The 13,402-nt window shown below is 32.3% G+C and carries 14 protein-coding genes and 1 pseudogene; 5 read left to right on the top strand and 10 right to left on the bottom strand.

The features are described from left to right. Window positions 1-89: 89 nt before the first annotated feature. The 7 genes and pseudogenes from ACIQ2J_RS03670 to tpx all read right to left on the bottom strand — a co-directional run bounded on the left by ACIQ2J_RS03670 (window position 90) and on the right by tpx (window position 8,154). Window positions 90-995: a coiled-coil domain-containing protein gene (locus ACIQ2J_RS03670; protein WP_396166843.1), complete on the bottom strand. Its 906-nt coding sequence runs from the start codon at window positions 993-995 to the stop codon at window positions 90-92. 126 nt (window positions 996-1,121) lie between these two features. Then, complete coding sequence (gene ribB, locus ACIQ2J_RS03675; RefSeq protein WP_396166845.1) at window positions 1,122-2,252, bottom strand: 3,4-dihydroxy-2-butanone-4-phosphate synthase; 1,131 nt, start codon at window positions 2,250-2,252, stop codon at window positions 1,122-1,124. A 413-nt stretch (window positions 2,253-2,665) separates the two neighbouring features. Further along, window positions 2,666-4,099: pseudogene (locus ACIQ2J_RS03680) on the bottom strand (LptF/LptG family permease); the annotation flags it as partial. Window positions 4,100-4,104: 5 nt separating this feature from the next. Continuing rightward, window positions 4,105-4,749, bottom strand: a complete 645-nt coding sequence (locus ACIQ2J_RS03685; protein ID WP_396166847.1) for an outer membrane lipoprotein carrier protein LolA — start codon at window positions 4,747-4,749, stop codon at window positions 4,105-4,107. Window positions 4,750-4,753: 4 nt separating this feature from the next. Next, window positions 4,754-7,225 carry a DNA translocase FtsK 4TM domain-containing protein gene (locus ACIQ2J_RS03690; RefSeq protein ID WP_396166849.1) on the bottom strand — a complete coding sequence of 824 codons (2,472 nt, stop codon included), beginning with the start codon at window positions 7,223-7,225 and terminating at the stop codon, window positions 4,754-4,756. A 49-nt stretch (window positions 7,226-7,274) separates the two neighbouring features. Continuing rightward, entirely contained in the window at window positions 7,275-7,646 is a 372-nt protein-coding gene (locus ACIQ2J_RS03695) for a diacylglycerol kinase family protein (RefSeq protein WP_396166851.1), read from the bottom strand. Between the two features lie 10 nt (window positions 7,647-7,656). Then, window positions 7,657-8,154, bottom strand: a complete 498-nt coding sequence (gene tpx, locus ACIQ2J_RS03700) for a thiol peroxidase (RefSeq protein ID WP_396166853.1) — start codon at window positions 8,152-8,154, stop codon at window positions 7,657-7,659. A 160-nt stretch (window positions 8,155-8,314) separates the two neighbouring features. On the opposite strand from tpx, the gene ACIQ2J_RS03705 reads away from it, so the two are divergent. The 5 genes from ACIQ2J_RS03705 to arsB all read left to right on the top strand — a co-directional run bounded on the left by ACIQ2J_RS03705 (window position 8,315) and on the right by arsB (window position 11,685). Next, window positions 8,315-8,638, top strand: a complete 324-nt coding sequence (locus ACIQ2J_RS03705; RefSeq protein ID WP_396166855.1) for an ArsR/SmtB family transcription factor — start codon at window positions 8,315-8,317, stop codon at window positions 8,636-8,638. Between the two features lie 51 nt (window positions 8,639-8,689). Continuing rightward, window positions 8,690-9,166, top strand: coding sequence for a DUF6428 family protein (locus ACIQ2J_RS03710; RefSeq protein ID WP_396166858.1), 477 nt, complete (start codon window positions 8,690-8,692; stop codon window positions 9,164-9,166). Window positions 9,167-9,366: 200 nt separating this feature from the next. Continuing rightward, the gene (locus tag ACIQ2J_RS03715; RefSeq protein ID WP_396166860.1) at window positions 9,367-9,984 is read left to right on the top strand and encodes a class I SAM-dependent methyltransferase; all 618 of its coding nucleotides are present in this window, start codon (window positions 9,367-9,369) and stop codon (window positions 9,982-9,984) included. A gap of 2 nt (window positions 9,985-9,986) precedes the next feature. Next, the gene (locus tag ACIQ2J_RS03720; RefSeq protein ID WP_396166862.1) at window positions 9,987-10,598 is read left to right on the top strand and encodes a protein-tyrosine-phosphatase; all 612 of its coding nucleotides are present in this window, start codon (window positions 9,987-9,989) and stop codon (window positions 10,596-10,598) included. 55 nt (window positions 10,599-10,653) lie between these two features. Further along, complete coding sequence (gene arsB / locus ACIQ2J_RS03725; protein WP_396166864.1) at window positions 10,654-11,685, top strand: ACR3 family arsenite efflux transporter; 1,032 nt, start codon at window positions 10,654-10,656, stop codon at window positions 11,683-11,685. A gap of 134 nt (window positions 11,686-11,819) precedes the next feature. On the opposite strand, the gene ACIQ2J_RS03730 is transcribed toward arsB, so the two are convergent. The 3 genes from ACIQ2J_RS03730 to ACIQ2J_RS03740 all read right to left on the bottom strand — a co-directional run bounded on the left by ACIQ2J_RS03730 (window position 11,820) and on the right by ACIQ2J_RS03740 (window position 13,181). After that, window positions 11,820-12,077 (bottom strand): DUF6952 family protein, encoded by a 258-nt coding sequence (locus tag ACIQ2J_RS03730; RefSeq protein ID WP_396166866.1) that lies wholly within the window; start codon window positions 12,075-12,077, stop codon window positions 11,820-11,822. Window positions 12,078-12,163: 86 nt separating this feature from the next. Continuing rightward, window positions 12,164-12,472, bottom strand: coding sequence for a thioredoxin family protein (locus ACIQ2J_RS03735; protein ID WP_396166868.1), 309 nt, complete (start codon window positions 12,470-12,472; stop codon window positions 12,164-12,166). 73 nt (window positions 12,473-12,545) lie between these two features. Beyond that, window positions 12,546-13,181 (bottom strand): peroxiredoxin, encoded by a 636-nt coding sequence (locus tag ACIQ2J_RS03740; protein ID WP_396166871.1) that lies wholly within the window; start codon window positions 13,179-13,181, stop codon window positions 12,546-12,548. Between the last annotated feature and the right edge of the window lie 221 nt (window positions 13,182-13,402).

The following is a 13,402-nucleotide window of genomic DNA, read 5'->3' on the forward strand; positions in this document are numbered from 1 at the left end:
CCAATAAAAAACCGAAAATTCGCAAATTAAGTCACTTTATAAGTGTTTAATTTGCGAATTTTCGGTTTAAAATTTTGAATGAGTTTTGATTAAGCTTTTTGCGTTTTTACTTTAACTTTTGATTTTTCTAATTCTTTTCGTGCTTTTTCCAATTCGTCTTTGGCTTTAATCATTTCCTCTTTGGCTTTCAACATTTCTTCTTTGGTAGAATCCATTTCTGATTTGGATTTATCTAACGAATTTGGCATTAATTTATTCATTTCTTTTTTGAAATTGTCCAATCCTTCTTGGTTTCTAAAGTCAAACTCGTTAGAGTTCCCATCTTCATTTGAAAAGCCAAAATGTTCTACTTTGTTTTCACTTTTTATTTTATCTAATTCTTCGGGAGAATAATCTTCACCACCCTCTATTACTTTGCCATCTTCAATAACCAAAGGTTTTTTGCCGTCTTTTTGAATTTGAATTCTCGATTTCGATTGTCCAAAACTCTCCCCATCTTTAGGAAAACTAAAACTAAACGATTGCGAATTATCTTTATCGTTTCCTAACTGAAATTGTTTCAGTAATTCTTGCGGATTGGAAAAACCATTCATAAAGTCATTGCTGGCTATTCCGTTAGAATTGTTAGGTTCTCCAAAGCCAACTTCCTCGCCATTTTTATAAAAAGTAATCGTTCCAATGGGTTTTTGGTTGTCGTATTCTAGATTTCCTTTGTTGCCTTTTCGATCTGAATATTCCACACGAATACCTGTGATTTCCTCTTTACTGTTTCGCTTTATATCCGAATATTTAATGGTAATTCCTTTTTCAGACAAAGCTTTACAATCGTCTTTCATTTCTTGCTCAGGAGTGTTTTTCTTCCAAGTCATTACAATATCATCTTTATGAATATTGTTGTCGGTTAATACATACTTATCGCTTTGCGCAAAAGAAAAAACAGGTAAAATCATCGCCAATAGAAACGAATAATTCCAATAATTTTTATTTGGAAACATAACAATTTAATTTAGGGTTTAAGTATTTTTTTAAATTCCAAACAAAATTAAAAAGAGATTTTTTTGTAAAAAACAGTTTTACAAATTTTTAACAAAAAAAAATTACATATTTTATAATTAGAATAATTAATATTTTACATATTCTATTATTTCAAGGCCGTAACCTATCATTCCAACCCTTTTGGTTTGCTCGGCATTGGAAATTAATCGTATTTTAGAAATGTCAATATCGTGTAGAATTTGTGCTCCAATACCAAAATCTTTACTGTCGATGATGATTTTTGGGGCTTTCATTTCCCCTTGTTCTTGTAAGGATTTTAGTTCGGTAATTCGGTTTAATAAATTCACCGATTGCATGTCTTGGTTGATAAAAATCACGGCACCTTGTCCTTTTTCGTTGATGATGGTGAAAATATCGTCTAGCTGTTGGTCGGCATTATTGGTTAAAGTTCCCAATAAATCGTTATTTACTTGGGTAGAGTTTATTTTAGTTAAAACAGTTTCTCCTAAATTCCAAGTTCCTTTGGTTAACGCAATGTGAATTTGTTTATTAGTTGTTTGTTGGTAAGCACGCAATCTAAAATTTCCGAAGCGAGTTTGTACCTCAAAGTCTTCTTTTTTAACGATAAGGCTGTCGTGTTGCATTCGGTATGCCACCAAATCTTCAATAGAAACCAATTTTAAATTGAATTTTTGAGCTACTTCATACAATTGTGGAAGTCTGGCCATGGTGCCATCTTCGTTCATTATTTCAACAATAACGCCTGCCGATTTAAAACCTGCAAGTCTAGCAAAATCAATTGCTGCTTCGGTATGCCCGGTTCTTCTTAATACGCCTCCTTGTTTAGCTACTAACGGGAAAATGTGTCCTGGTCGCGCTAAATCGTATGGTTTAGTGGTAGAATCTACTAAGGCTAATATAGTTTTGGCTCTATCTGCTGCGGAAATTCCGGTAGTTACGCCATTTCCTTTTAAATCTACAGATACCGTAAAAGCAGTTTCCATGTGATCGGTATTGTTACTAACCATAGGGCGTAGTTCTAATTCTTTACAACGACTTTCGGTAAGTGGCGCGCAGATTAATCCGCGTCCGTGGGTAGCCATAAAGTTAATCATTTCAGGAGTTACTTTTTCGGCTGCAGCCAAAAAATCGCCTTCGTTTTCCCGATCCTCATCATCCACTACAATGATAACTTTTCCTTGTCGGATGTCTTCAATTGCTTCTTCTATGGTATTGAGTTGTATGGATTGTGACATTATTAGGGTATTGTTAATTAGTTATTTGTAGTTAGCAATTTGCTGAGCTCTTTCTTAGTATATAAATAAAGAATTATATAAAACGGAAATGCAACCAAAAGGCTAATCCATATTCCGGGCTCTATTTTTTTATGTATTTGAATTTCAATTTCTTCTAATTTTTTTTGAGCTTTAAATATGAAATATAAAAAGGCAAGTAGCGCTATAGCTCCAAGAATTAAAACTAAAACAGTATTTATTTTTATCAGAAGTAACGCTATTGCTAAAGTAACAGCATAAAGTGCCAAAGCAAATTTTGTTATTTTTTGATATTCTGCAATTAATTCTTTGGGGTAAACTACAGTAAATTTTTCTGCAACAGCAATAGATTCGTCAGTAATTTCTTCCTTTTCGGAAGAATTAATGAAAAGACTTTTAATTTTTTGAAAAACCAATGTCTTTTTAAGTGGATCTAGTATTCCGTCAAAACTAACCATTCCACCAATGTCATTAATAGCTCTATAGGTTAATAGAATTGCAAGTGGTGTGAGAATCAATGAAGACATCCAAACACCCATAAATGCTGACATTTCATTTTCTTGAGCAACTCTTTTTCCGAAAGTATTGATGAAGTGGAATACAATAAAAATAGAAACGGCAAATACTATTGGCAATCCAAGGCCTCCTTTACGAATGATGGATCCAAGGGGTGCTCCTATAAAAAACATTAGCAAACAAGAAAAGGCAATCATGAATTTATCATAAAAGGCAATCCAATGGCTGTTAATGTTTTTTTCTTTTGCTTCCATTTCAAATTGGGAACTACTAATAGTAAACGTAGTATTTTCAATGTTATTAATAGCAATTTTATAGATTTCTTGTTGTTCCATTTTTGGAAGTTTTTTTAAGAAATCAGTATCTGTAATTTTCTTTAATTTTAAAGTAGTAGGCGGAACATAAAAAGTATTGGCTACACTAGTTCGCAAATAAATATTATCGGCATACGATATTAAATCTTTCTTATAATTTTTATTTAATGAATCTAAGGTAAAACGCAATTCATGAATATTTAACATGGTTGTGTTATTGGAAATATCTACACTTGCCATACTCGATTGGTTCAGTTTAGATAAGTCAATATTAATAACATCTCTTTTAAAAGTGCCTTTGGCGAACGGAACTTTATTGCGTTGTGCATAATCAGTTGGGATCACATCTTCATAATAATTCCCATTTGTTAGCACTAATTTAAGGGTGTTGGAGGTTTCACTACTTACCAATTCTCCTTTTTCGGCTTTAATTACAGTTGTATTTCCTTCGCCATTATCCAATTTTTTATGAATTGTAACGCCTGTTAAATAGTTTCCTTTGTCACCTGATTTTTTATCGACTTTAATGGTGTAATTTCCAACTTCACTAAATTGCCCTTCGGCTATAGCCATAGCTGGTTTTACTTGAGCAATGTTTCTTCGGAAATTAATGAATTTATATTCGGCATACGGAATAACATTGTTGGCAAAGAAAAACGAAATTACACTTAGTAAAATAATAAATGCAGTAGTGCTTCTAAGGGTTCTTTGAAAAGAAATCCCCGATGATTTCATTGCGGCAAATTCGTAGTTTTCAGATAAACTACCAAAAGTCATGATGGAAGCTAATAGCACAGAAAGTGGCAATACTAACGGAATTAATCGTGGCATTGCAAAAAGCAAGAATTTAAGAATCATAATAACATCTAATCCTTTTCCTGTAAGCTCGGAGATAAACAACCAAACGGTTTGGAGTATAAATATAAAAAACAAGATTACAAATACCGTGGTAAATGTAATCAAGAAGGTTTTTAATAAATACTTATCTAATATTTTCACAAAGACTAATCTAATTTATTGATGTAGTAGTTTGGATATTTACTAGCTACAAAGGTAAATTGATTTTTTGACAACGGCTGATTGGTTTTGAAAGAATTAACAGTCAAAGTTGTTTTTGTTCCATTTTTTCCAATTTCAATAAGGTTATAGATGGTTTTAGTTTGCACATCAACACCTAAAAGGATTTCTTTGCGTTGGTCTTTAGTACTGTTTGGAGTTAATTTTATGTATTGAATTTTACGGCCATTAATATTTTGAGGGATGTCCCAAGCAAATTTATAACCCGTATTAAAAAATGTCAACATTTTAGAGGGGGTAATTGCTTTTTCATCATTATCATTAACGCTAGAAATTGTTACCTCTTCATCTTCTGGAACAATAGTGTAGGTTTTTTTACCATCAAATACTTTAGTAACACCCATAAAATTCAAAACATATTTATTGCCTTGTAGTGTTACATTGCCTTTGCTATTTTGATTGATATTTTCTTTTGCATTATTTAAAGTATATTTAAAGTCAATAACAATATTGTTATAACTTTTAATTTTGGAGGTCACTTCGTCAAGTAAAGATTTAGCTTTTTTGTCTTGCGCATTTGTAATCACACTAAAACCTAATAGTAGTAGGACTATAGTAAGGAATTTGTTCATTTTATTAATTATTTTGTTCATCGTTTAAAAAGTGATCTAGAGCAACCAAATCAGGAACGTTAACACTTCGTGCTTTACTTCCTTCAAAAGGGCCTACAATTCCCGCTGCTTCCAATTGATCAATCAATCTTCCAGCACGATTGTAGCCTAGTTTCAATTTCCTTTGCAATAATGATGCCGAACCTTGTTGGGCAGTAACAATTATTTCAGCAGCCTCTCTAAACATGTTGTCTCTTTCGGATGCATCAATGTCTAATTTAATGTTGCTTTCTTCTCCAACATATTCCGGAAGGAGGTAAGCTGTAGCATACGCTTTTTGGGATCCAATATAGTCTACAATTTTTTCCACTTCGGGAGTATCTACAAAGGCACATTGCACCCTAACCAAATCATTTCCATTGGTGTAAAGCATGTCTCCACGTCCTATTAATTGATCGGCTCCACCCGTATCTAAAATAGTTCTCGAATCAATTTTAGAAGTTACTCTAAAGGCAATTCTAGCCGGAAAGTTGGCCTTAATCATACCTGTAATGACATTCACCGAAGGTCTTTGCGTAGCGATAATTAAGTGAATTCCGATAGCACGAGCCAATTGAGCTAAACGAGCAATTGGAGTTTCTACTTCTTTACCAGCGGTCATAATTAAGTCGGCAAACTCATCTACAACCAAAACAATATAAGGTAAAAAGCGATGACCGTTCTCAGGATTTAATTTTCTAGATTTAAATTTGTCGTTGTATTCTTTAATGTTTCTGACCATCGCATCCTTTAATAAAGAATACCGGTTGTCCATTTCAATACAAAGTGAATTTAAGGTATTGATAACCTTACTATTGTCGGTTATGATAGCATCCTCTGAATCCGGAAGTTTGGCTAAATAATGTCTTTCAATTTTATTAAACAATGTAAGTTCTACTTTCTTTGGATCTACCAAAACAAACTTAACTTCAGCTGGATGTTTTTTGTATAATAAAGAAGTTAAAACGGCATTCAATCCAACGGATTTTCCTTGCCCAGTGGCACCTGCCATCAATAAGTGAGGCATTTTAGCTAAATCAACAACAAAGGTTTCATTAGAGATTGTTTTTCCTAATGCAATTGGCAATTCCATTTCGGCTTCTTGGAATTTTGCCGAACCGATAACCGTTTTCATCGGAACCATTGTAGGATTCTTATTTGGAACCTCAATACCGATTGTTCCTTTACCCGGAATTGGCGCAATAATACGAATACCTAGTGCAGCTAAAGAAAGCGCAATATCGTCTTCTAAACTTTTGATTTTTGAAATACGAATACCAGCCTCAGGCACAATTTCATATAAAGTTACCGACGGACCAACAGTTGCTTTAATTTGCGCAATTTCAATTTTATAATTACGAAGCGTTTCTACAATGTTGTTTTTATTTTCTTCTAATTCGGCTTGGTTGATGGTAATTCCAACCGAAGTATATTCTTTTAACAAATCAATAGTAGGGAATTTATAATTAGAAAGTTCTAAAGTTGGATCGAATAAACCAAAATCGGCAACCAATCTTGAGGCTAAATTTTCTTCTATAATATCTTCTTCTTGAGCTTTTTCAATTACAAAAACTTCTTCAGCTATAGGTTTTTCTTCGGGTTCAATGATTTGTAAAGTAGGTCCGGAAGCGTTAGTAGTTGGCTCTGATTTTAAAGTGGGTTCCAATTCAATTTCCGAATAACTGGAGATAGTTGGTTTTAAAGCTTCTTTATTTAATTCAAATTGAGAAACCGGTTTTATATAAGGAGTTTCCATTATATCATCCAAATCATCATTGGCATCTTCAACAGCATATTCTTCTAAATTATAAGCAGAGGAGTTGGAATCATTAGATTGCATTTCTGCCAAACCTTCGCTCATCTGTTTTTGTTTGCTTTCAAAATATGTTTTAATTCCATCTGGAGAAACTTTGACTTTGAAAAACAAATAAATTAGTACTCCAAAGGATAACAATAAAACGGTTCCTATATTCCCAATAAAAATTCTTAGAAAATCATTTAATTCAAAACCTAAAGTTCCTCCAAGGTCGGGTATGGAACTAGCAAAGAATCCTAGTGCAACCGATAGAATTAGTAAGGCATATAAATCCCAAAACCAAATATTTTTTAATTTTTTCAAACGCAAATCCATTACCAAGTAAAGTCCTGTTAAGAAAAATATCTTAACAAAAATAAAGGAGGCAATTCCAAAACCATTATGAATAAAAAAATGCGACAATTGAAAACCAATCCAACCAGCCCAATTACCCGATTCGGTTTTTAAACTTGGCGATTGGCTATAATTACTCATATCTTCATTACCATATTTAAACGAAGATAAGAATGCAACAAATAGACCAATAGATAGAAGAATTAGTAAGAATCCAATAATAACTTTGTATTGCCTTTTTATTTGCCAAGGAAGTTTTTCTTCTGGAAGATCTGATTTGGAATTTACTTTCTTTGTTGTTTTTGCCATTTTTTATTTGAAATAGATGCTATAAATATAGAAATTTATATTTAAATGCTTATATTTTAGGTATATATATCATGCAGCCAATTGCAATTGCGGTCATGGCAGCAAAAAATACTGCGCCAGCAGCGATGTCTTTTATAAATCCAATTTTTTGATGAAATTCGGGGTGAATAAAATCGGCAACTTTTTCAACGGCAGTGTTAAGTCCTTCAATTCCTAGAACCAACCCTATAGCTAGAGTTTGAATCATCCATTCTTCGTGAGAAATATGAAAATAAAATCCTGCAATAATCATTAAAATTCCAATTGAAGTTTGCACCATCACGCTGTGCTCAGTAGTAATCAGCTTTATTGCTCCTTTTAGTGCAAAGCCCATACTTTTAAATCTTCCCGTAAAAAAATTCTTGTCTCTTTCAAATTCCATAATGCATTTATTATAGTGCTGCTAAAGCCGCTTCGTAATTTGGTTCGTCAGCAATTTCACCAACTTGTTCAGAATATTTAACTGTTCCGTTTTCGTCTAAAACAATAACCACTCTAGAATGTAAACCAGCCAATGGGCCATCTACAATTTCTAAACCATAGTCTTTTCCGAAGCTACCCGTATTAAAATCAGATAAATTCACAACATTTTCTAATCCTTCAGCGCCACAAAAACGTTTTTGAGCAAAAGGTAAATCTCTAGAAATACACAAAACTTTAGTGTTTTCTAACGCACTTGCTTGCGCATTAAAAGTTCTTACTGATGTAGCACAAGTGCCAGTGTCAATACTTGGAAAAATGTTTAAAACTAATTTACTTCCTTTAAAATCATTTAAAGAAGCTATAGATAAATCGTTTTTTACTAATTGAAAATCTGGTGCTGTAGAACCAGTTGTTGGTAATGTACCGTTAGTGTTTATTGGGTTTCCGCCTAAAGTTATTGCTGCCATTTTTGATTATGTTTTTAAGAGTTCAAAAGTAGTGAAAATAATTAGGAATTAGGAATTAGAAATTAGGAATTTTTATCGTCAGCTATAAATGTATTTTTTCATTAAATTAGTTTCATATAATCTTTTATCGTAATATTGCAATATAATAATTAATAAAATTATGGGAGCATCCAAATCCGAATCCTTTTCTGCAGAGCATAACGAAATGGCAACTTTATTCAAGGCTATGTCGCATCCAGCACGAGTAGCAATTGTAGAGTATTTATTGTCGGTAGATACCTGTATTTGCGGGGATATCGTAAACGAATTACCTTTAGCGCAGCCTACAATTTCGCAACATTTAAAGGAATTAAAAAATGCCAACATCATTAAAGGAACCATTGAGGGAACAGCAATTTGCTATTGCATCAATCCAGAAACTATTCAAAAAATTGAAAAGCATTTCAGTTCCATTACCTTTAAATTAAAAAATAAATGTTGCTAATAATTTCAAAAAATCTTAATACTTAATACTTTCATCTTAATACTTTAAACCATGAAACTATCCGAAATCAAATCCGAATTAAAAAAACTTTCTCAAATTGCATTTCAATTGCCTAATGGCGAATTGGTGCCGAGTCATTTTCACGTTACCGAAGTGGGTAAAATAACCAAACATTTCATCGATTGCGGCGGAGTGGTTAGAACCGAAGAAATGGCGAATTTTCAACTATGGGAAGCCAACGATTTTGACCACCGTTTGCATCCCGAAAAATTGCTTCACATCATCGAACTATCCGAAGAGAAATTGCAAATCCCCGATTTAGAAATTGAAGTTGAATACCAAATGAAAGAAACAATCGGTAAATTTGAACTGCAATTTGACGGAACCAACTTTCAATTGCTGTCCAAATTAACCGATTGTTTGGCTAAAGATAAATGTGGTATTCCACCAGAAAAACTCAAAGTCAAAATAGGTGAGTGGAAGGTAAAAGAAAACTCTTGTTGTACTCCAAATTCGGATTGTTGTTAATTTTTTTTCGGAAGCTATTCCTGCTTTTCATTACAAGTTTTTGCCAAGAAAACTGTTTTTGTAATCTAAAAAAAGAGCTTCCGTTGGTCGCTTTTTTTTAGAAACAAAAACTAGTTTTCTTTAACAAAAGGCTTTCCATTTCAATCAGGGCTAAAAATTAAGAAACCAAGACATAGTAATTTAAATTTTAAAATTCAGGTATGAATACTTACAAAAAACAACATTGGGAAAACGTTTTTGCTAACAAGCAAGAAACCGAAGTGAGTTGGTACCAATCCAAACCACAAACATCCATAAACTTTTTCATAGAAAATGCTATTCCCAAAGATGCTAAAGTAATAGATGTAGGTGGTGGGGATAGTTATTTGATTGATAATTTATTAGAATTAGGATATACTAATTTATTTCTGTTGGATATTTCCGAAAATGCCATAAACAGAATCAAAAATAGGCTAGGAGCCAATGCCGAAAAAGTGACCTTTATTGTTTCGGATATTTTAGATTTTCTGCCAGAAACCACTTTTGATGTTTGGCACGACAGAGCAAGTTTCCATTTCTTAACTACCGAAAAAGATATAGTCAATTATCAAAAATTAGTATCCAATTCGGTTGCCGAAAATGGTTTTCTATTTCTAGGAACGTTTTCTGAAAACGGACCTTTAAAATGTAGTGGACTTGAAATCACACAATATTCGGAATCTAAATTAGAAAGAATATTTGCAACTGATTTCACTAAACTAAATTGTTTTACAGAAGACCATCCCACACCATTTAATACTATTCAAAATTTTATTTTTTGCACCTTTAAAAAGAACTAAATATGTACCCAGATTTACTAAAAACAATAGAAATAATTTCTAACATCTCCGTTTCCAATCAACGAAAAGAAGTACTACGACCTTTAATGGATTACATCCAAAACAAAGTAACTACCAATCAAGAAATTCGATTGAATTTTATTTGTACCCACAATTCTCGAAGAAGTCATTTGTCTCAAATATGGGCGCAAACAATAGCTTTTCAATTCGGAATATCAAGAGTTTTTTGTTATTCTGGAGGTACTGAGGCTACAGCTATGTTTCCAAAAGTTGCTGAAACTTTAGTTAATCAAGGATTTCAAATTCAGAAATTAAGTCAAGAAAACAATCCAGTTTACGCTGTGAAATTCGATGCAAATCAACATCCAATTATCTGTTTTTCTAAAACGTATAGTGATGATTTTAATCCGAAAAACAACTTTGGTGCCATCCTAACTTGTAACAATGCCGACGAAGGTTGTTCTATGGTTTTTGGTGCTGAATCCCGATTTCCAATAAAATATAACGATCCTAAAGCATTTGATGGTACCGATTTAATGAACGAAAAATATGCCGAACGCAGTTTAGAAATTGCATCCGAAATGTATTTTGTATTTTCTCAAATAAATTTATAAATTTTAAAAACTTTGCGAACTTTGTGAATTCTTCGTGCCTTTGCGGTTAATCAATATGAAAAAACACCTTAATTTCCTCGACCGATTTTTAACTATTTGGATATTTCTAGCAATGCTTCTTGGAGTTGGAATTGGTTATTTTATTCCAAATTCGGCTAATTTTATCAACTCATTTTCTTCTGGAACTACTAATATTCCGTTGGCAATTGGTTTAATTTTAATGATGTATCCGCCATTAACTAAAGTTGACTTTAGTAAAATTCCGTTAATGTTTAAGAAACCGAAAATTCTTTTGGCTTCCTTTATTATCACCTGGATTGTGGGTCCTTTTTTAATGTTTTTACTTTCTATTTTCTTCCTAAAAGACTATCCCGAATACATGACTGGACTAATCATTATTGGTTTGGCACCTTGTATCGCAATGGTAATCGTTTGGAACGAACTAGCCGAAGGAAACCGAGAGTTAACTGCAGGTTTGGTTGGAATAAATAGTTTATTACAAGTATTATTTTTTAGTTTATATGCCTATTTTTATCTAGAAATCATGTTGCCGTTATTCGGAATTAAAGGATTAGCATTAAACATAACGATTTCTCAAATAGCAACTACGGTTGGAATTTACCTCGGAATACCATTTGCTTTAGCAGTAACCAGCCGATTTTTAATAAAGAAATTCTTAGGAGATAAATGGTTCAACCAAAAGTTTTTACCATTTGTTTCGCCAATAACTTTAATTGCGTTACTGTTTACCATCGTGGTGATGTTCAGTTTAAAAGGTAAAATGATAGTGCAACTACCATTGGATGTTATTCGAATTGCTATTCCATTAGTGATTTTCTTCGCTATAATGTTTTTACTTATGTTTTTTGTAGGTAAAAAAGTAGGTGCAGATTATCGCGATAATGCTGCTATTTCGTTTACCGCTTCGGGTAATAATTTTGAGTTGGCGATTGCGGTTTCTATAGGAGTTTTCGGCATCAATAGCGGACAAGCATTTGCTGGAGTGATTGGGCCTTTAGTAGAAGTTCCAGCATTAATTACCTTGGTTAATGTGGCTTTTTGGCTTCGAAAAAAATATTATAAATAGATTTTTTAAAACCATTAAGGAATTAAGAAAAATTAAGTTTAGTACTTAATGAACTTTGTATTAATGGTTTAAATAAAAAAATTCGCAAATAAAATAAATCTATTTGCGAATTTCTTTTTATAACATTTTTGAATCTATTTATCAATGGAGCCTAAAACCCTTTTCATAAAATCGTTCAAAGCCTCTTTTTTGTCTTTACCTTCTTTGATCATTTTGTTTACTTCTAAAGCGCCGTACATATTAGAAATTAACTCTCCAATTACTTCTAGTTCTTCGTCCTTTAAAGAAGAAACTTCACAAAGGTTTTCAAGAACTTCAATAGTTTCCACTAAATAATCTTGATCGTTATTCTCAATAAATTGAGTTAAGTGTTTTATTACAGGTAATTTCATTTCTGTTGTTTGTTGTTTATTGTTTGTGGTTTTTGTTTACAGATATTTGTTTAAATAACAAACCCTAAACTATAAACCGAAAACAGTTATACTACCTCGTTAACTAATTCTGTCAAAACTTCTACTTTGGTAGTTTGGCTTTGGTTTACTAAAGCGCCATTTTTGAATGTTGCAAAAGTTGGTAGATTATCTACTTTGGCTAATTTTCTAGATTCTGGAAATTTCTCAGCATCTACAATTAAAAACGGAATTCCTTCATTTTGCGAAGCCAACATTTTGAATTTTGGTTTCATAATTCGACAGTTGCCACACCAGGATGCAGCATATTGTACCACAACCACATCATTTGATGCAATAATTTCTGCTAAATTATCTTGTTCTATTTCTGAAAACATTTTTTTTAGTTTAAGGTTAAAGTTTAAAGTTTCAAGTTAGTAGAACTTGAAACTTTAAATCTGAAACAAATTATTAATGAGAAGCTAAATAAGAAGCAGTACCTTCTCTATCAGGACTCATAGCATCTTTTCCTTCTTCCCAGTTAGCGGGACAAACTTCACCTTTAGTTTGTACGTGAGTATATGCATCTACTAAACGAATATATTCATGAACGTTTCTTCCTAATGGCATGTCGTTTACGCTTTCGTGGAAAATTTTACCATCTTCATCAATTAAATAGGTAGCTCTGAAAGTAACATTAGAACCTTCTAATATTTCGTCGTTTAATTCTTCATCATAAACCCATTCTGCATCCAAAATATCTAATGCAGCAGATAAGTTACGAGTTGTATCGGCTAAAATAGGGTAGGTAACTCCTTCAATTCCACCATTGTTTTTAGGTGTATTTAACCAAGCAAAATGCACTTCGTTAGTATCACAAGAAGCACCAATAACCATTGTGTTTCTTTTTTCAAATTCTTGCAAAGCGGCTTGAAAAGCATGTAATTCTGTTGGGCAAACAAAAGTAAAATCTTTTGGATACCAGAACAAAACTACTTTTTTCTTGTTTTTAGTTGCTTCTTCAAGAACGTTAATTTTTAAGTTATCCCCCATAAAAGAGATAGCATCTACTGTAATGTTTGGGAATTGTTTTCCTACTAAAGACATAATATATAATTTTAGTTAATAATTTATTTTCTGAATACAAATTTACAAAATGTATTACCAGTACAATTTAGTTTTTATGATTTATTCTTATCTTATAATAGAAAAAACTTATGCTAAGCTTAATTTCAAGAAGTTTTAACTATTGCTAATTTTTAGTAAAATTTATTAAAAAAACTAAACCATCAAAAAATGATGGTTTAGGTATGAAGTAGGTCAACTCG

Origin of the sequence: Flavobacterium sp. (assembly GCF_044357305.1) — a bacterium.
Lineage (GTDB): Bacteria > Bacteroidota > Bacteroidia > Flavobacteriales > Flavobacteriaceae > Flavobacterium.

What these genes read in the sequence shown, in the direction of transcription:
- ACIQ2J_RS03705 (WP_396166855.1), top strand. Translation starts at nt 8,315, where the DNA reads ATGGGAGCATCCAAATCCGAATCCTTTTCTGCAGAGCATAACGAAATG.
- ACIQ2J_RS03715 (WP_396166860.1), top strand. Translation starts at nt 9,367, where the DNA reads ATGAATACTTACAAAAAACAACATTGGGAAAACGTTTTTGCTAACAAG.
- ACIQ2J_RS03670 (WP_396166843.1), bottom strand. Translation starts at nt 995, where the DNA reads ATGTTTCCAAATAAAAATTATTGGAATTATTCGTTTCTATTGGCGATG.
- ACIQ2J_RS03720 (WP_396166862.1), top strand. Translation starts at nt 9,987, where the DNA reads ATGTACCCAGATTTACTAAAAACAATAGAAATAATTTCTAACATCTCC.
- ACIQ2J_RS03735 (WP_396166868.1), bottom strand. Translation starts at nt 12,472, where the DNA reads ATGTTTTCAGAAATAGAACAAGATAATTTAGCAGAAATTATTGCATCA.
- ACIQ2J_RS03730 (WP_396166866.1), bottom strand. Translation starts at nt 12,077, where the DNA reads ATGAAATTACCTGTAATAAAACACTTAACTCAATTTATTGAGAATAAC.
- tpx (WP_396166853.1), bottom strand. Translation starts at nt 8,154, where the DNA reads ATGGCAGCAATAACTTTAGGCGGAAACCCAATAAACACTAACGGTACA.
- arsB (WP_396166864.1), top strand. Translation starts at nt 10,654, where the DNA reads ATGAAAAAACACCTTAATTTCCTCGACCGATTTTTAACTATTTGGATA.
- ACIQ2J_RS03740 (WP_396166871.1), bottom strand. Translation starts at nt 13,181, where the DNA reads ATGTCTTTAGTAGGAAAACAATTCCCAAACATTACAGTAGATGCTATC.
- ACIQ2J_RS03710 (WP_396166858.1), top strand. Translation starts at nt 8,690, where the DNA reads ATGAAACTATCCGAAATCAAATCCGAATTAAAAAAACTTTCTCAAATT.
- ACIQ2J_RS03695 (WP_396166851.1), bottom strand. Translation starts at nt 7,646, where the DNA reads ATGGAATTTGAAAGAGACAAGAATTTTTTTACGGGAAGATTTAAAAGT.
- ACIQ2J_RS03685 (WP_396166847.1), bottom strand. Translation starts at nt 4,749, where the DNA reads ATGAACAAATTCCTTACTATAGTCCTACTACTATTAGGTTTTAGTGTG.
- ribB (WP_396166845.1), bottom strand. Translation starts at nt 2,252, where the DNA reads ATGTCACAATCCATACAACTCAATACCATAGAAGAAGCAATTGAAGAC.
- ACIQ2J_RS03690 (WP_396166849.1), bottom strand. Translation starts at nt 7,225, where the DNA reads ATGGCAAAAACAACAAAGAAAGTAAATTCCAAATCAGATCTTCCAGAA.